Consider the following 17,143-nt stretch of genomic DNA (forward strand, 5'->3'; position numbering starts at 1 on the left):
TTCTCCTAAAAGCCGACCCCATTAACAGATTCAAAAATCGGTAGGGCTATGGCAAATACTACAAAACCCACTACCACACTCATAATAATTATCATAAGTGGCTCGGCCATACTAGCTATATGTTTTAGTTTATAGATATAGTCAGTTGCAAAATAATCACGTGATTTTTTTAAAGCTTGTGTCATTTCACCCGTATCTTCGCCGATTTTTACCATGGATATTAGGAGAGGTGAAAATATGCCTTTGCTAGCTAAACTATTACTTAGCCTATAACCTTTTTCTAAATCATAGCTGATTTGACCAAAAACCTTTTTTATATATGTATTTTTAAATGATTCTTTAATAATCTCAAGACTTGTTACAATATCAATATCTCCTGCTTTTAAAATATATAGCAAAGAAGTAAACTGATATTCTAGACTTAACCTCCTGTATTTTAAAAATGGAAAATGTAAATAGTTAAACTTATCTAGTTTAAGACGGACAACCTTATCTTTTCTTAAAATAAAAAAGCAAATTATAGACAAGAGAACCACCAAAAGAAGAATAACTCCATAATTTGTAAAAAATTCTGCTATCTTTAAAAGTATTTGGGTTATAAGTGGCAAATCTTTACCATACGAGTCAAAAATACCTACAAAAGTTGGCAAAACAAAGTTAATTACTATTATATTTATGATGATCATTACAATTACAATCATAATTGGATAAGTTAATGCTTGCTGGATTGTCTTTTTGTTTTTACTTTCCTCATTTATATAAGTTGAAAGCTCGTCTAATACCTCTGCCATGCGCCCACTTTTGCTACCACTTTTTATAAAAGCTACTAGCATTGGATTAAAATATTTTTGATGACGAATAAATGTCTGATCTACCGCCATTCCCTTTGCTAAATCTAAATTTATTTTATGTAAGGCTTGGCTTAACTTTTTATCTAATTTTTGCTCTTCTATTATCTTTAAACTCTTATCAAGAGGAAGTCCTGTTCCAATTAATAAAGATAATTGCTTTAAAAATAAGGACATAATCCTACTATTAATTTTGACAGAGGATATATCCTTATTTAAAAAGTCTTTTATTTTATTTAAATCTAAATTAGCCACATTACACTGTAAGTAATTCTTGATTTTTCTTATCAGCTGCTTGTTCTAATTCGTTGATGTATTTATCTGTGATATTTTGAAGTTCTTCTTCAAGTGAAAATCTATCATCTTCAGTGATATCTCCAGATTTTTCACTTTTTTTCACTTCATCCATAGCATCACGTCTTTTATTTCTTATAGAGATTTTTGCATCTTCAGCGTATTTGTTTACTTCTTTTGTATATTCTTTACGTCTTTCTTCAGTAAGAGCTGGGAATGGAAGTCTGATTACTTCCCCATCATTTTGTGGGTTTATACCAATATCAGCTTTTTGAATAGCTTTTTCAATTGGTCCTATATTTGTTTTATCCCATGGCTTGATTACTAGTAGTCTAGCTTCTGGGATAGTTACAGTAGCTGCTTGGTTGATTGGTGTTTCTGTTCCAAAATAGCTAAATGTAATACCATCTAAAACTGATTCTGAAGCACGTCCAGCCTTAATATTTGCAATTCTTCCCTCAAATGATTTTACAGCTTCCTGCATCTCGTTATTTGCTGTTGATTTAATTTCTTCGTAATTCATTTAAAATTTCTCCTTTACAATTGTACCAATGTCTTTATCGTCAGTAAAAATCTTCACCATATTTTCTGGCTCATCTATACCAAAAGCAATAAGTGGCATCTCATTATCCATAGCCAAGCTTGTTGCAGTAGTATCCATAATTTTAATTTCTTGTTGTAAAATTTCTTTGTAAGTTAGCTTATCATATTTTACTGCATCATCAAATTTATTTGGATCCTTATCATATATTCCATCAGTACCAGTCTTGCCTAAAAGGATTACATCTGCATCAATTTCTAGAGCTCTTAAACTAGCTGTGGTATCTGTTGAAAAATATGGTAAACCAGTTCCAGCAGAAAATATTACTATACGATTTTTTTCTAGGTGTCTTATAGCCCTGCGTCTGATATATGGCTCTGCTACTTCTTTCATATCAATAGCAGTCATAAGTCTAGTATCCATACCCATTTCTTCAAGGCTACCTTGGATTCTTAAACCATTCATAACTGTTCCAAGCATCCCAATAGTATCAGAGCTTGCTCTTTCTATTTCTACCCCAGAACGGCCTCTCCAAAAATTACCTCCACCAACGACTATAGCTATCTCGACTCCTAGTTCGTGAAGTTCTTTTATAGATGAACAAATCTTTTCTATAACTTGATCATCAAAACCAAAACCCTTATCACCTGCAAGGGCTTCTCCACTTAATTTTAATATAACTCTTTTAAATCTTTGCAAAACTTCCTCCTATTAATATAAATTATAACCTATTTTAAATTTATAATAAAGATGGGTGCTAAGAGTTTTTTAAGTTTTTCTAAAAACTTATCTATTATTAATTATAACATACCCCACTTAAAAAGACAGAAAAAAAGAAACCTTCTAAATGGTTTCCAAATAATTGCATCGTTAACTGGTTGGTAACAATAAAAAAAGAAACCGTTGAACTAACAACGGTTTCTAATATCTATTGGTGCGGGATAAAGGAGTTGAACCTTCACGAGAAATTCTCACTAGATCCTAAGTCTAGCGCGTCTGCCAATTCCGCCAATCCCGCATGGGGTGAGTAGTGAGATTCGAACTCACGGCCTCCTGGGCCACAACCAGGTGTCTTAACCAACTGGACCATACCCACCAGGTCATTACCCTATATATTATATAACATATAATTTGTTTGTCAAGTTTTTTTAATATATTTTTTACAAGAACTTAACATTCAGATTATAGCCATATTATAAGGCCTTCCATGCATTTCTCAACTGCAAGAACTATTATAATACTTCCTGCTATACCTTGTCAAGCTTTTTTTTGAATTCTTTTAAAAAAGTTTTTCTAATGTATTTTTTTGTTTAAATAGTAAAATAAATTAGAGGTGAATTTGATGAAAAATAATAAGACTATACTTAAAATTTTTGCTATTATTATAGCTATTGCCATGGTTGCCCCAATTCTTTATAGCGCTTATGCTTCATTTGCTGGTCTATGATTATTGAGGCTATTGATTATTCGGATAAGTACAATTTAGTAATCCTGACCATATCTGGTGAGGATTTTTCTATATCCTATGATTTATATAATGATTTACTTTTAAATATAGATGATGAGCTAAGCTTTGATACTTATAAAGTAATTTTAGCTGATGATGAGGTTAATAGGGCCAAAAATCTTGCTCTTAGTAAAATATCCTATGCCCAAAAAACAAGTTTTGAAGTAGAAAAGCTTTTAAAGGAAAATGACTTTTCTGCTGATACTATTGAAAAAACTATAGATTTTTTAAATGAATATGGGATATTAAACGATGAGATTTATGTAAAATCATATGTGGCTGATAAGCATAATATTTCTAGATGGTCAAAAAATAAAATAAGATATTCTCTAAAATCTAAAAAAATAAACGAAGATTTAATAAATATATATCTAGATCAGATAAGTGATGAGGATGAATACGAAAATGCCTATAACTTTGCAGTAAAAAAGGCTCGTAATGATTTTTCTATAGAAAATAAGCAAAAAGTTTATAGGTACTTAGCTGGTAAAGGATTTGATTTTGATATTATAAATAAAGTTGTAGGTGAACTTTTCAAATGACTTATGGATATGTTTATATATTAAGATGTAAGGATAATTCTTTATATACTGGCTGGTGTGTCGATTTAGAAAAAAGACTAGCCTTACATAATTCTGGAAAGGGTGCCAAATATACTAGGGCCAAGGGACCTTGTAAGCTAGTTTACTACGAAGAAATATCAAATAAATCTGAAGCCTTAAAAAGAGAAATAGCTATAAAAAAATTATCTAAGGCAAAAAAAGAGGACTTAGTTAGAAGTTTTAATCTAACTTAGTCCTTATTTTTATTTTCTAAAGCTTGCTTTCAATTTTTCAAAGAAACCTAATTTTGGTATATCTACTGCCCTATCAGCAACTAGATTTTCAATAATATTTTTAAAGTACTCACCATTTTTAACAGAGCCAAGATACTTACTATTTTTACCATCAATGGTATCTTTGTAATTTCTTATATCAAAATCTTCGCTTACTTTATTTATGAAAAAAGCATCACTGTCATTTACAAGGTTTAATTCATTTTCCCCAATTATATCTACTGAGGTTTTATTAGAGATGAGATTTTTATCAACCCCATCTATAATTACATAATCATAAGCTACATTACTTAAAAGATTGTTAATATCATTACCTGTAATTTCATATTTGTCTTCTAAAAGTGGACTTATAATGAAATCTAGGTTTTGGTTTTCATGGACTATAACTGTTTCAAGCGGTACTAGTTCTGTAAAATAGTCTGCCAAATCATACGTTATCATCCCATCTTTTTGAAAATAATCTTCTATATTAGATGTTGTAGCTCGTTTTCCTTGCAATAATAAAACTTTATTATTTTGTTGTAAAAATTCAGCTAAATTCACTGAAAAATCTGTTTTACCAATGGCTTTAGGGCCATTTATTACATAAACTTTCATTTTTCTTCCTTTAATTTGGAGTGCCGTCAGCTCCAACATTTTCTTGTTCTTGATTTGTTTCAGTTTCTTTTTCTTCTTCTAAGACTGCTGGCAATTCCTGATCATCATTTGTTACAGAATCTCCAAGTTCTGCTATATCAGCATCTTCTGGAGTATCTCCTGAATTTGTGATAAATACATCTAAGTCAAAGTATTTAGAAATCACATCACGCATAATTGGTGTTGCATTGTAAGATGTATCTCCTTGAGTTAGTACAATACTTATTGCAATTTCTGGATCATCATATGGTGCAAAACCTACCATCCATGCATAAGAATCGTAATCAGAACCATCTAGATTTTTACCTTCTACTTCAGCTGTACCGGTTTTTATACCAATATCTACTGGCATTTGATTTAAAATCTTATTATTTTGAGAAACTAAAAGTGTACCGTATTTGATATCTTCTAGATATTTTCTATCCTTTAAATCAATTCTTTCTCTTTCGGGAACATTATTAAATAATACATCACCAGAATCATGATTAGTTACCTTATCTACTAAGGTAAATTTATTTAAATAACCACCATTTGTAAGAGTTGCAATAGCCCTATTCATCTGAATTGGTGTATAAGCGTTTTGTCCTTGCCCGATAACTATATTTAGCATATCTGTAACATCCCATTCAGCTTGGTTAAGATAAGTATATTTTATAGTATCTGCAAGTCCAGCTTTGTCTTCGCCTAAGGCAGCTTCTGCGTTATATCCTTTTTCATCTAAAAATTCTATGATATTCTTTCTAGTCCATTCACTAGGATTTGTGGTCATTTTGACTATTTCTAAAACATCATTTTCAAATTCGCTTCTGGACTTTTTAATACCATCTTTTAGATAAACTGGTAATTTTTCTTCTAGGTAAGTTTGTAACATCATTTTGGTAATTTCTACTTTTTTACCAACTGATGGAATATTACCAGTTGTTTCTTTTGGTATATTTACTTCAATACCTGTTGGTTGATCTAGTCCTAATTTTTCTGCTGCAATCCTAATATCATTTAGGTCTAATTTTGTACCTATAGACCTACCATCATGTGGGTTTTCTCCAAGAGCTAATACATAAAAGTAATAGTTACATGAATCTCTAATAGCTCCGTATAAGTTTTCTTCCCCGTGGGTTGTTCCATATTCTGTCCATACCAAATCGTTGAATCTTCTATTACCTACTTCTACATAACCATAATCTGTTATAACTGATTGTGGATCAAGGCCGCTTTCTAAAGCTGCAAGGCTTGTTACAAGTTTAAAAGTAGAACCTGGCATAACTGCTGTTTGACTAGCTATATTTAGCATAGGACGAGGTACAAGTGGTCCACTATCTTCTTCAACTTGTAAACTCTCCCAGTCTGATTGGGAAATACCGGTTGAAAATAAGTTTGGATCGTAATCTGGGAATGATGCCATTGCTAAAACTTCACCAGTTTTTACATTTGAAACTACTACCGCTCCACTTGATGCATGAGGAGCTGGTCTAAGTGGCATAAAGCTTCCATAATCTGATTCGTATTGGCGACCTTTGCTAATAGCTTCTAAAACTCCTTGAAGGGATTTTTCAGCTTGTTCTTGTAAATCAGCATCAATCGATAAGTATAAATCATCGCCTGGCTCAGATGGAGTTTGAGATATGGTTTGACGTCTGTTACCAGCTGAGTCAACTGTTACTAATGATTTACCATTTTTTCCTTTTAGGTTATCTTGGTAGGATTCTTCTATACCAGTTTTCCCTATAATTTCATCGCGCAAATAATCACGCTCATTTACATATTTATCAACTTCTTCTGTAGTAGCAATAGGTCCCATATATCCTAAAATATGACTTGCAAGATATCTATTTGGATATGACCTAATAGGTATAGTATCTACCTGAATACCTGAAGTTGCATCTATATTTTCTTCTATTTTTAAAACGGTAGATTCATTTATATTATAAACTAAGTTTATAGGGCGATAGCCATAGTTTCCTTGGCGGTTTATTTTATTATCTATAGTTAAGATACCTACCGCTTCCGCATCTGAATATTTTTCTAAGTTGCTAATCTTTTTTAGATAATCTAAGATAGCCTTAGCATCTTTTTCATTTTCTAATACAGATACTACTTTCTCAGTATCATTTACCTTATCTTTTGAAGCATAATAAGTATAAAAATTATGCTTTTCAATATTAAAAGTATAATCCCAATCCTCTGGATCTTCTTCTGAGATATCTATAGATGGATAAATATTATTTAAAGTATTGGCATTTTGAGCCATATACTTTATATCTTCTGATAATATTAAAGGTTTTAGTAAGCCATTTTCATCGGCAATTCTTGCTAATTCATCTACAGGAGAACCTGCTTGAGGGTTTTTGAAATTTATATTTACAGTATATGTATTCCTATCATCCTCAGTTTGTGTTATTACTTCTGTCTCAAAGTTTGCATATATACCCATATTTTCAAGTTGTTGGATAAGAATATCCGCAGGGATTATATAAGATCCATCTTCATTTATATTTGCTTTGGTTAGAACATCATTTATAGTAGAAGTTTTTACAATTTCATAAAAATCATCGCTTGGTTGACTTTTTAGAGAAATTTCTGGATATACTTTGGAAAGTTTTGCCTTTTTCTCTATCATATCCTCATTAGCTTTTACTACATAAGGCTGCATAGTAATACTTCCAAGCAAATTATTAGCCTTTAAAATATCATAGGCTAGGATTCTAGCATTTGAATTTTGTAAGATAGATAGTAAAACTGACCTATCATTTCCTACTGATTGCACTACAACATCTATTGGATTATCATTTTCATTAAAGCCTACTGCTTCTAGCTTACTTTTTGAGTTATCTCTATAAGATACTTTTAATTTGCCATCTTCTTGGCTAACGTTAGCTGGAATATCTACTCCACGTTTTTTTAAAGCAAGAAGGGCTGTACTCATAGTCTCATATTCTATATTTTCATCTTTATAAACTGATGTTAAAAATTCATCTACTAAACCGTTATCTATTAAGGTAGAGACTACAACTTCTGTAGGCATTTGTCCTAAAATAAAGTAATCTTCATCTCTTTTGTATACAAATGAATTTAATTTTAAAGCAAAATCATCTGTATAATTCACTCCATCAGCCTCTAGAATATTTACTAATTTAGCTAGATTTTGAGTTTTTTCTTCTGGTTTCTTTTCTAATAACTGGTCTTTATAAATTTGAACAGCAAAGGATGGGATACTTGTTGCTAGGATTTTTCCATTTCTATCATAGATATTTCCACGGCTTGCTATCTCATCTACTTCTTTAACTTTTCTATTATCCGATAAGTCCCTGTAATAGTCTCCCTGGCCTATCATAACTGAAAAAAGCCTTCCAATTATTATAGCCATTAGGAGGATAACAAGAACTTGTATTGCTACTAAACGTCTTTCCTTTTGTTTTTTCACAGATTTTACTCCTAAATTCTATAAGTTGGAATATACATTATCTTTTTAATCAATCTGTAATAAATAAAATAAATTAGTGTATTTAGTACAGATTCTACTAGAAGTGGTAGTGGAAAATAATTTGTAAAATTATTAACTCTAATAAAGATATAGTAAATTAAACTTAAAAACAAAAAATTAAATATACTTGCTAAAAATGTCATAATAAGTCCAGTGGATCTATCTTTAGAAAAGTTAAATCTATCACTGGATACAAAGGATCCGATTAAAAAATATGACAAGGCACGAGGACCTATTAAGCTTGTAAATAAAAAATCTTCTACTAAACCTGTAATCATAGCACCATAAGGTCCTATTTTATGGCCGAGTATTTGTGACACGGCAATTAGTGCAGGCAGTATAATATTTATATTTGCACCAAATATATCAATTTTTGAAAATATAGTCGTTTGAAGGATAAAGGTTATTAAAAATACTAAAAAAGTTTTAAATTTATTCACTTACACTCTCCTCCCCTTCAATTTCGTTAGATTTCTCATCAGTTTCATAATCTTGATTGCCTTTTAAAACTAAAACTCTGTATATGTGTGAAAAATCTACTGGTGAATCTACTGTAATATTTTTTCTAAGACTATCTTGGCTCATAGAAACATTGCTAACTGTTCCTATATAAATTCCGTATGGATATACTCCTCCTAGCCCACTAGTCATTAATACATCTGAATTTTTAGCTTCACTTTCTACATCTAACATATATCCTTGAATAGTTCTTGATGTAAATTTATCAATAACTCCATAGTCACCACTACGAGTATTTATAAAAGAAACATCATTGGCTTGATTATTTATTGTTTCTACTCTAGCAGTTGTATCATAAACTTCAGTAACTTTTCCAACAAGACCTGTGTAGTATTTACTATCTCCTATTGCTTGAAGGATAATATCATTTTTCTTAATTCCATCTTTCTTGCCCTTATCAATAGTAAAATTGCTGGTTAAAGATGTAACATCAGAATTTACGACACTTGCCTTTATAAATTCATTTGGAGAATTTTCTATAGCCTTGGCTTCATTTTTTAAAAAGTCTTCCTTGTTTATAACAGATAAAAGTCTAGCATTTTCCATAACTAGAGATCTATTTTCTGATTCTAATCTCATAACCTCAGATCTAGTTTCTTTAGAACCTACTGTTCTTTCTATTTGATTCATTATTTCTGATGAAACAGAATAGGTAAGGCCTTCTATTGATTTAAATATAGTATTAGCAAGATTAGATCCAGCTCCTGATAGGGATTCAGTTTGAGATGATATGCCTATGGTTAAAAGTAATGCTAAAGTTGTTATTAAAAATGATTTATTAGATTTTTTTCTTCTTCTATATGCCATTTTTACCTACTTACGATATTTAAAAAATCTATCTGGATTATCTAAAATTTGTCCAGCACCTAAGATTGCATCTGTTTGTGGATTATCAGATGTATATGATGTTAAATGCAATTTATTTTCTATATACTCACGTAGACCCTTTATCTGGCTAAGACCACCCGTTAGAGCAAAGCCATCTTTTTTGATATCTGCTGTAAGTTCTGGTGGTATTTTTTCAAGAACTTCATAAATCATATTTACAATTTCATCTGAATATGGCATGATGCATTCTACTAGGTCCTTACTTTTTATTTCTACTGACTTTGGTGCAGCTGATACTAAATCTCTACCATCAACTGTCATAGAATTTTCTGCATCTTTTACTCTTAAGCTTAGCAAATTATTTTTAATCTCTTCTGCTGTTGCCTCTCCTATGTCCAATTTTCTTTTTTCTCTAAATAAATCTATAATAGCATCATCTATGTAATCTCCACCTTTATTGATAGTTTTGCTTGTTACAATGCCATTTAGAGAAATAACACTTATCTCACTTGTGCCAGCACCTAGATTTAATAATAAAATACCACTTGGATCTTCTGGAGTAAGGCCCATGCCAAAAGCTGCTGCTAGGGATTGTTCTACTAAAATAATATCACGGCTACCAGCATGTAAAGCTGCATCTTCTATTGCTCGAGATTCTATGTCTGTTATTCCACTTGGAACACAAATTACTATTTTAGGTTGGATAATAGCAGTTCCAGAGTTTACTTGGTCAAAAAAATGTTTTAATAAAGCTTCTGTAAGGTTAAAATCTGTTATAACCCCATTTTCTATTGGTTTTACAACGTGGATGTTTCCAGGAGTTTTTCCAATCATTTCCTTTGCTTCTTTTCCGATAGCCAAGACCTTTGTATTATTTTGGTCTAGAACCATCATAGAAGGTTCATTTATGATTACTCCTTCATTTTTTTTGTAAACTAAAATATTGCTAGTGCCAAGATCTATGGCAAAGTCTGTAGCAACCATTTTTAATCTCATTTGTAGTACTCCTATAATAAATTCTCTTTTTTAAAGCTATAATAACCATCCTTACCGATTATTATATGGTCTAAGACTTTTATATCTAAAATATCTCCTGCTTCTACAAGTCTTTGGGTAGTTTTAAAATCATCATTAGATGGAGAAAAGTCTCCACTTGGATGATTATGAACAAAAATAATTGATTTTGCCGATTTTTTAACAGCAGGCTTAAAGGCTTCTCTTGGATGGACTAGGGATGCATCAAGAGTACCTATACTTATTACTTCTTTAGATATTATAACATTTTTAGTATCTAAAAGGATAGCATAAAAGTATTCGTTTTTCTTATCAGCAAGTTCATTTTTAAGATAATTATAGATATCTTCACTAGAAGAAATCTTTGTTATCTTTTTTTCAATTGTCTTTTGAGCAATTCTTTGACCAAACCTAAGCGAAGCTACAATAGAGCTTGCCTTTGCAGATTTAATTCCCTTGATCTTTATAAGCTCGCTAACCTCGATATCTGAAAGATTTTCATAAGAAAATGTTTCTAATATTTCTCTTGATAGTTCTATAACATTTTTATCTCTAGTTCCTGTTCCAATTATAATAGCAAGAAGCTCCTCATCACTTAAACTAGCTGCTCCCTTGCTTATAAGTCTTTCTCTAGGCCTATCCTCTAAATCAAAATCTTTAATCGACTTTTTCATTTTTTTAATCCCCGATACCAATTTTTTCCATATGACTAGCTACATAATTTACACTAAGACCTACAAAAAAACTTGTAAATACTCCCATCATTACAAGGGCAGGAAAGTAAATTAGCATTTTTATATTGCCCATAAAGACTGCTGCAACTAATATTTGACCTAGGTTATGAAAAAATGCACCTATTTCACTAATACCTATAAAGGAAGAAAATTTATTTAAAAGCTTCATAGAAGCCGCCATACCAATTGATGCTAATACAGCTCCTGCGAATGAATAAAAGAATGCAGTAACAGATCCTGTTATAAGCATTAGTAAAAATGATTTTAAAACTCCAACTAAAAGGGCTGATTTAAAACCATAAAAATATAGACTTAGTAAAATTATCATATTAGAAAAACCAAGCTTGGCTCCAGGAATAGGAACAGGTATAGGAATCATATGTTCTATTAAAGAAATAGCCAGGGCCATAGAAGTCAATAGTGCAATACTTGTTACTTTTTTTAAATCTTTCATCTATTACCTACTTATTCTATCTATGTCATCATCGTTTGATTGGTCAGTATCAATTACTTCTAGAAAAACTCTATTTGGCAAGCAAATTATAGTCTCTCCATTAATACTTATCGGTGGCATATGAGTACAAATCTGATCTCTACAATTTGCCTCTTCCATATAAGCTTCACCATCTTTTATGACTACCTTATTGTAGTGAACCCCATCATCTATTTCTATTACTTTGTCTTCATTTAAGGAAAATTCCCCATACAATTCAGAATTATGTTCAATTCTTACTATTTTCCCACTTGTTTTTGGTCTACTATTTGAAATCCCAAAGGCCATTACTATACTTAAAAGTAATAGACTCAGGGAAATAATTATATCACCTTTTTTAATTTTCATAAAAAACACCTCATTATATGAGTTTACATTTAATAGTTTTTATTGTCAATTTAGGGCAAAATATGAGTTTATAAAAAAATAAACCGGCAAAACCGGTTTATCTTTATACTATTAATTAAAAACTTCTATACATTTGTTTGGACATTTATCTGCTGCTTGTTGTAATAACTCTACATCAAGATTTGGATCAATGTTTTCAACTGATAGGTTTTTCTTCATTTCAAAACCTTCTGGATAAGTTTTGGCACAAAGTGTACATGCTATACATGCCTTATCACATTTTTTACGTGCATCCTTACCTTTTTCTTGATTAGAACATAAAACAACAGCCTTTTGGTCGTATGGTACTAAAGTAATGATATCTTTTGGACAAGCTGCTACACATTTTCCGCAAGCTACACATTTATCACGGTCTACTTTAGCTACTCCATTATGTACGTGTATAGCATCGAATGGACAAGTTTTTTCACATGTACCACATCCAATACAACCGTAATTACATTCTTTTTTACCACCAAATAATGCAATTTGTGCCCTACAATCTTCAAGTCCTGAATACTCAAATAAATCTTTGGCACTTTCGCAATCTCCATTACATTTAACAACTGCTACTTGTCTATTATCACTTGAAACAGCTTCTACTCCCATAGCCTCAGCCACTGCTTTAGTTGTTGTTGGTCCACCGATTACACAAGCACTAACTGGAGCTTCACCTTTTGCAATAGCTTCTGCACAGCCATCACAACCTGGATAACCACAGGCTCCACAATTGGCACCTGGTAGAGCATTTCTAACTGCTTCTTCAGTAACTGATGTTTCTACCTTAAATTTTGAACTTATAAGTCCTAGAGCTACAGCAAATATAAAACCTAATGCTCCAAGAACTATAACTGGTAATAATATTTCATTCATAAATGACTCCTATAATCCTGCAAAGCCCATAAATGCTATAGACATAAGTCCTAGAGTAATTAAACTCATTGGTGCACCTTTAAAAGCTTGTGGAGTATCATTTTCTGCAATTCTTTCTCTTATGTATGCAAGGATCATCATAGCTAGCATAAATCCTAGTGATGCTGCTAGAGCATAAACAATCGTTTGAAGCAAATCATATTGGTTTGTAATTGTTTTTATAGCTACGCCCAGTACTACACAGTTAGTTGTAATAAGTGGTAAAAATACCCCCAAAGCTCCATATAAGCTAGGCATATTTTTCTTCATAACAGATTCTACTGATTGAACCAGAGATGCTATTACTAAGATAAATACTACGGTTTGTAAATATTCGATGTTTAAAGGTTCAAGTAAATAATATTGAATAAACCAAGTTACTGTAGAAGCAAGTGTTATTACAAATATTACCGCAAAACTCATTCCTCGCGCTGTTTCAACTTTACTTGTTACACCTAAAGTAGGGCAAATCCCTAAGAATTGTCCTAATACATAGTTGGATACAAATATTGCTCCAATAATTATTGAAATTAATTCTGACATATTCCCTCCCTATTTAGCTAAAGCTGCTTTACGTTCTTTTTTATTATTATAAGCTGCATATGCTGCGAATAATAATCCTAGAACTATGAAAGATGAAGCGGGTTGTTGTAAGAATCCAATTGTGTATTCTGCTGGAATAATAGTTTTTCCAAATACTGTTCCTGCTCCAAATAATTCTCTTACAAAAGCTAAAACTGAGATAGCAAGAGTATAACCAAGTCCTTGACTAAGTCCATCCACAATAGATGCGATAGGACCATTTTTTGAAGCAAATCCTTCTGCACGAGCAAGAATTACACAGTTTACTACAATTAGTGGGACAAATATACCTAAAGATTTATATAAAGAAGGTACATACGCCCTAAGTACTAGCTGAACTATAGTTACAAATCCTGCAATAATTACGATAAAAGCTGGGATTCTAATTTCATCTTTAATAAAATTTCTAAGTAAAGATACTACTAGGTTACTCATCACTGTTACAAATATAACTGATAATCCCATACCAATAGCATTTTTCATAGTTGATGAAACCCCTAGGACTGAGCACATTCCTACTAATTGTACAAAGACTGGATTATTTTTAAATATACCATCGGAAAATACCTTACCTAGGCTTACTTTCTGTTTTCTTTTACTATCTACCTTTGTATTTTCGTCTACAAGAGGTCTGTCTATTTGTTGTTCCATAATAACTCCTAATTTAGATTAGCTAGTACTTCTCTAGCATCATTTATACCATTTACAATAGTTTGAGTTGAATATGTTGCTCCAGAAATACCTACTATTTCATTTTCGCCACCAGCTTCTGAATAGCCAACTTCATTATCCATATTTACTCCAACCATTCCCTCTTTAAAGAAATCTTGTTCCATTTCAGCACCAAATCCTGGTGACTCTAAGTGAGCTAATGGAGCAAATCCTGTTATGTTATGGTCTGGATCAACACCAATTAGGTATTCGATGTCCCCACCATAACCACCTGGAGAATTGATTTGGAATACATACCCTTCTCCATCACTTGTAATTGCTTTATAAACATTTTCTATTGTTTCTGGTTTATCCACTTCTAATTCTTCATAAGAATCTGCAGGATAAACTACAGATAGAGATTCTTTTAATTCTTTTGCTTGATTTTCTGCAACTACTGGAGCTGTTAGACTATTTGTAAAAGCAAGTGCTAAAGCTACTACTGCTGTGATGGCAAATAATCTTAAACCTAATTTAAAATTATTCATTTTCCACTCCTTTTTGTTTGCTATAATCTACACCAAATACTTTTGGTCTAGTATATTTTTCTATAATTGGTACAACTAGATTTGCAAGTAAGATTGAATAACTTACCCCTTCTGGATATCCACCAAAAGCTCTAATAATCGCTGTTAGTAAACCTGCAAGAACTGCATAAACTATTTGTCCTTTTGGTGTTACTGGGCTAGTTGTATAATCTGTTAGCATGAAAAATGCTCCTAGAAGCATACCACCTGACAAGATATATTTAAGTATATCATCAAATCCTTGGAATAATCCACCTAAAACTGTTGCTGTCACTATGTATATAAGAGGCATTTTGATATTTACTACTCTTCTTGCTAGTAAGTATATAAAACCAATTATTAAAGCTAGGGCTGAAACTTCACCTAAAGAACCTGGGATATTTCCTAAAAATAAATCCATAAGAGAATATGTTCTTGGTTCTGCAAGTGGTGTTGCAGCTGATAGAGCTGAAATTGTGCTAACTGATTTTAAGGTTGCTACTCTTTGTGGAGGTACAAATGTAGACATAGTTTCTGACCAAGAAGCAAGTAAGAATGCTCTTGCAGCTAAAGCTGGGTTTACTATATTTTGTCCAAGACCACCAAAGGCCATTTTTGCAACAACAATTGCAAATATTGCACCAATTACTAATTGCCATACTGGTAATGTAAATGGTACGTTAAAAGCAAGTAATATACCTGTTACCACTGCTGATAAATCTTTTATAGTTTGTTTTCTTTTTGTAGCTTTATTAAATAAATATTCTGATAGTACACAAGCGATTACTGAGGCTAGTATTAAAACTAGGGCTCTGTAGCCAAAGTAATATACTGCTGCAATACCTGCTGGTATTAAGGCAATTATTACATCTCTCATCTCACTTTGAACGGTTTTTTTGCTTCTCACATGAGGAGAAGATGTGACTAATAATTTTTCTCTAATTTCCATTTATCTACTCCTACTTACCTTTTCCTGCTTGTCTTATTTGTCTTTTACCAAATCTAATAGCTTCTACTAGTGGTCTTTTTGAAGGACAAATGTAAGAACAAGATCCACATTCTATACAATCCATAATTCTATAATCTTCTGCTTGGTCAAATTTCTCATTTAACGCAAATTTATGGATATATAAAGGCATAAGATTTACTGGACAAACATCCACACATCTTGCACATCTGATACATGGTTCAATTTCTGCTGGTATAGCTTCTTCTTTTGTTTGTACTAGGATACAGTTAGTAGCTTTTTCTACAGGATTACCAGAATTTGGTTGGGCAATACCCATCATAGGTCCACCACTTATAAGTTTTCCTATTTCTCCGTTAAGACCACCTACCGCATCAATTGCATATTCAAAAGAAGTTCCTACTTTTACAACCACATTTTGTGGATTTTTTACATTATGACCTGTAACAGTCATCACTCTTTCATAAAGAGGTTTATCATAGTAGATTGCTTCATAAACTGCATTTACAGTTGAAACATTGGATACTATAACTCCTGCATCCATTGGAAGACCACCAGATGGGACAACTCTATTTAATGTTGCATCAATTAATCTTTTTTCATCCCCTTGTGGATATTTTGTAGCAAGTTTAACTACTTTTAGATTAGGTTTGTTTGTAGAATTGTTTGCGTAAGTTTCTAGATATGAAGAGATTGCTTCAAAAGCTTTTGGCTTGTTATCTTCTATTGCGATAATTCCTTCTTTAGCTCCTGATGCTACTACTAATATCTCTAAACCTTTTACAATATTTTCTGGTCTATTTTTTAATATAAAATCATCACATGTTACATAAGGCTCACATTCTGCCCCATTTACAATAACTGTATCGATTTCCTTTGCAGGTGTATATTTGATGTGAGTTGGGAATGCAGCTCCCCCCATACCAACTATGCCTGCTTCTTTTATCTTCGCTACGATTTCTTCTTTATTTAAGCTTACGTTTTCATTTAATATGTACTCTTTTTCTTGATCGTAGCCTTCTGTGTCTATAACAACTGCTTGAGAATTTTTACCAGATGCTGTTTGAATATCTATTATGTATTTAACAACCCCATTTACTGATGAATGGATATTTGCTGAAAAGTTACCAACAGCTTGGCCGATTAAATCTCCAATATGTACTTCATCTTTTTTGTTTACAAGACATTTACTTGGTGCACCGATATGTTGAGTTAGTGGGATTACTACCTCTTGTGGTGTAGGAAGGTTGAGTAATTCACTGTTTTCAGAAAGTTCTTTAAACTCTTCAATGTGGACACCCTTTTTAAATGTCAAAGCATTTCCTGCCATATACATCTCCTTAATATT

Annotated in this window: 19 protein-coding genes and 2 tRNA genes; 2 read left to right on the top strand and 19 right to left on the bottom strand. The window is 31.9% G+C overall.

Annotation, left to right across the window (positions count from 1 at the left end; translation table 11 throughout):
* Positions 1–5: 5 nt before the first annotated feature.
* From ACCQ40_RS04025 to ACCQ40_RS04045, 5 genes are all read right to left on the bottom strand, one after another.
* The gene (locus ACCQ40_RS04025) at positions 6–1,025 is read right to left on the bottom strand and encodes a type II secretion system F family protein (RefSeq protein ID WP_410032707.1); all 1,020 of its coding nucleotides are present in this window, start codon (positions 1,023–1,025) and stop codon (positions 6–8) included.
* 79 nt (positions 1,026–1,104) lie between these two features.
* Positions 1,105–1,665: a ribosome recycling factor gene (frr, locus tag ACCQ40_RS04030; protein ID WP_394011800.1), complete on the bottom strand. Its 561-nt coding sequence runs from the start codon at positions 1,663–1,665 to the stop codon at positions 1,105–1,107.
* Positions 1,666–2,382 carry a UMP kinase gene (gene pyrH / locus ACCQ40_RS04035; protein ID WP_394020226.1) on the bottom strand — a complete coding sequence of 239 codons (717 nt, stop codon included), beginning with the start codon at positions 2,380–2,382 and terminating at the stop codon, positions 1,666–1,668.
* Between the two features lie 233 nt (positions 2,383–2,615).
* Positions 2,616–2,701, bottom strand: a tRNA-Leu gene (locus tag ACCQ40_RS04040).
* Position 2,702: 1 nt separating this feature from the next.
* A tRNA-His gene (locus tag ACCQ40_RS04045) sits at positions 2,703–2,779 on the bottom strand.
* Positions 2,780–3,126: 347 nt separating this feature from the next.
* Here ACCQ40_RS04045 and ACCQ40_RS04050 point away from each other — a divergent pair.
* Positions 3,127–3,732 (top strand): regulatory protein RecX, encoded by a 606-nt coding sequence (locus ACCQ40_RS04050; protein WP_394011804.1) that lies wholly within the window; start codon positions 3,127–3,129, stop codon positions 3,730–3,732.
* Positions 3,729–3,986 (top strand): GIY-YIG nuclease family protein, encoded by a 258-nt coding sequence (locus tag ACCQ40_RS04055; RefSeq protein ID WP_394011806.1) that lies wholly within the window; start codon positions 3,729–3,731, stop codon positions 3,984–3,986. The genes ACCQ40_RS04050 and ACCQ40_RS04055 overlap by 4 nt, the downstream gene beginning before the upstream one ends.
* A gap of 9 nt (positions 3,987–3,995) precedes the next feature.
* On the opposite strand, the gene ACCQ40_RS04060 is transcribed toward ACCQ40_RS04055, so the two are convergent.
* The 14 genes from ACCQ40_RS04060 to rsxC form a co-directional block, all read right to left on the bottom strand.
* On the bottom strand, positions 3,996–4,622 hold the full coding sequence (locus ACCQ40_RS04060) for a P-loop NTPase family protein (protein ID WP_394011808.1): 627 nt from the start codon (positions 4,620–4,622) through the stop codon (positions 3,996–3,998).
* 10 nt (positions 4,623–4,632) lie between these two features.
* Positions 4,633–8,082: a penicillin-binding transpeptidase domain-containing protein gene (locus ACCQ40_RS04065; RefSeq protein ID WP_410032709.1), complete on the bottom strand. Its 3,450-nt coding sequence runs from the start codon at positions 8,080–8,082 to the stop codon at positions 4,633–4,635.
* Between the two features lie 11 nt (positions 8,083–8,093).
* Entirely contained in the window at positions 8,094–8,582 is a 489-nt protein-coding gene (mreD, locus tag ACCQ40_RS04070) for a rod shape-determining protein MreD (RefSeq protein ID WP_410032710.1), read from the bottom strand.
* Complete coding sequence (mreC, locus tag ACCQ40_RS04075) at positions 8,575–9,468, bottom strand: rod shape-determining protein MreC (protein ID WP_410032711.1); 894 nt, start codon at positions 9,466–9,468, stop codon at positions 8,575–8,577. The genes mreD and mreC overlap by 8 nt, the downstream gene beginning before the upstream one ends.
* Positions 9,469–9,474: 6 nt before the next feature.
* Complete coding sequence (gene mreB, locus ACCQ40_RS04080) at positions 9,475–10,485, bottom strand: rod shape-determining protein (protein WP_410032713.1); 1,011 nt, start codon at positions 10,483–10,485, stop codon at positions 9,475–9,477.
* A gap of 11 nt (positions 10,486–10,496) precedes the next feature.
* Complete coding sequence (radC, locus tag ACCQ40_RS04085; RefSeq protein WP_410032714.1) at positions 10,497–11,177, bottom strand: RadC family protein; 681 nt, start codon at positions 11,175–11,177, stop codon at positions 10,497–10,499.
* Between the two features lie 4 nt (positions 11,178–11,181).
* On the bottom strand, positions 11,182–11,691 hold the full coding sequence (locus ACCQ40_RS04090; protein ID WP_410032715.1) for a Gx transporter family protein: 510 nt from the start codon (positions 11,689–11,691) through the stop codon (positions 11,182–11,184).
* 3 nt (positions 11,692–11,694) lie between these two features.
* Entirely contained in the window at positions 11,695–12,078 is a 384-nt protein-coding gene (locus ACCQ40_RS04095) for a NusG domain II-containing protein (protein ID WP_410032716.1), read from the bottom strand.
* Between the two features lie 111 nt (positions 12,079–12,189).
* Positions 12,190–12,990, bottom strand: coding sequence for an RnfABCDGE type electron transport complex subunit B (locus tag ACCQ40_RS04100; RefSeq protein WP_410032718.1), 801 nt, complete (start codon positions 12,988–12,990; stop codon positions 12,190–12,192).
* A 9-nt stretch (positions 12,991–12,999) separates the two neighbouring features.
* Positions 13,000–13,572, bottom strand: a complete 573-nt coding sequence (locus ACCQ40_RS04105; protein ID WP_410032719.1) for an electron transport complex protein RnfA — start codon at positions 13,570–13,572, stop codon at positions 13,000–13,002.
* 9 nt (positions 13,573–13,581) lie between these two features.
* Entirely contained in the window at positions 13,582–14,262 is a 681-nt protein-coding gene (gene rsxE / locus ACCQ40_RS04110; protein WP_410032720.1) for an electron transport complex subunit RsxE, read from the bottom strand.
* Between the two features lie 8 nt (positions 14,263–14,270).
* Complete coding sequence (locus tag ACCQ40_RS04115) at positions 14,271–14,810, bottom strand: FMN-binding protein (RefSeq protein WP_410032722.1); 540 nt, start codon at positions 14,808–14,810, stop codon at positions 14,271–14,273.
* Complete coding sequence (locus ACCQ40_RS04120) at positions 14,803–15,777, bottom strand: RnfABCDGE type electron transport complex subunit D (RefSeq protein WP_410032723.1); 975 nt, start codon at positions 15,775–15,777, stop codon at positions 14,803–14,805. Before ACCQ40_RS04120 ends, ACCQ40_RS04115 begins: the two co-directional genes overlap by 8 nt.
* A gap of 10 nt (positions 15,778–15,787) precedes the next feature.
* A complete protein-coding gene (gene rsxC / locus ACCQ40_RS04125) occupies positions 15,788–17,125 on the bottom strand; it encodes an electron transport complex subunit RsxC (protein WP_410032724.1) in 1,338 nt (445 codons plus the stop codon).
* Positions 17,126–17,143: the final 18 nt, after the last annotated feature.

This window comes from Anaerococcus cruorum (assembly GCF_046365495.1).
Lineage (GTDB): Bacteria > Bacillota > Clostridia > Tissierellales > Peptoniphilaceae > Anaerococcus > Anaerococcus cruorum.

What these genes read in the sequence shown, in the direction of transcription:
- ACCQ40_RS04060 (WP_394011808.1), bottom strand. Translation starts at nt 4,622, where the DNA reads ATGAAAGTTTATGTAATAAATGGCCCTAAAGCCATTGGTAAAACAGAT.
- ACCQ40_RS04055 (WP_394011806.1), top strand. Translation starts at nt 3,729, where the DNA reads ATGACTTATGGATATGTTTATATATTAAGATGTAAGGATAATTCTTTA.
- ACCQ40_RS04100 (WP_410032718.1), bottom strand. Translation starts at nt 12,990, where the DNA reads ATGAATGAAATATTATTACCAGTTATAGTTCTTGGAGCATTAGGTTTT.
- ACCQ40_RS04115 (WP_410032722.1), bottom strand. Translation starts at nt 14,810, where the DNA reads ATGAATAATTTTAAATTAGGTTTAAGATTATTTGCCATCACAGCAGTA.
- ACCQ40_RS04095 (WP_410032716.1), bottom strand. Translation starts at nt 12,078, where the DNA reads ATGAAAATTAAAAAAGGTGATATAATTATTTCCCTGAGTCTATTACTT.
- ACCQ40_RS04105 (WP_410032719.1), bottom strand. Translation starts at nt 13,572, where the DNA reads ATGTCAGAATTAATTTCAATAATTATTGGAGCAATATTTGTATCCAAC.
- rsxC (WP_410032724.1), bottom strand. Translation starts at nt 17,125, where the DNA reads ATGGCAGGAAATGCTTTGACATTTAAAAAGGGTGTCCACATTGAAGAG.
- rsxE (WP_410032720.1), bottom strand. Translation starts at nt 14,262, where the DNA reads ATGGAACAACAAATAGACAGACCTCTTGTAGACGAAAATACAAAGGTA.
- ACCQ40_RS04120 (WP_410032723.1), bottom strand. Translation starts at nt 15,777, where the DNA reads ATGGAAATTAGAGAAAAATTATTAGTCACATCTTCTCCTCATGTGAGA.
- ACCQ40_RS04025 (WP_410032707.1), bottom strand. Translation starts at nt 1,025, where the DNA reads ATGTCCTTATTTTTAAAGCAATTATCTTTATTAATTGGAACAGGACTT.
- frr (WP_394011800.1), bottom strand. Translation starts at nt 1,665, where the DNA reads ATGAATTACGAAGAAATTAAATCAACAGCAAATAACGAGATGCAGGAA.
- mreC (WP_410032711.1), bottom strand. Translation starts at nt 9,468, where the DNA reads ATGGCATATAGAAGAAGAAAAAAATCTAATAAATCATTTTTAATAACA.
- mreB (WP_410032713.1), bottom strand. Translation starts at nt 10,485, where the DNA reads ATGAGATTAAAAATGGTTGCTACAGACTTTGCCATAGATCTTGGCACT.
- ACCQ40_RS04090 (WP_410032715.1), bottom strand. Translation starts at nt 11,691, where the DNA reads ATGAAAGATTTAAAAAAAGTAACAAGTATTGCACTATTGACTTCTATG.
- radC (WP_410032714.1), bottom strand. Translation starts at nt 11,177, where the DNA reads ATGAAAAAGTCGATTAAAGATTTTGATTTAGAGGATAGGCCTAGAGAA.
- ACCQ40_RS04050 (WP_394011804.1), top strand. Translation starts at nt 3,127, where the DNA reads ATGATTATTGAGGCTATTGATTATTCGGATAAGTACAATTTAGTAATC.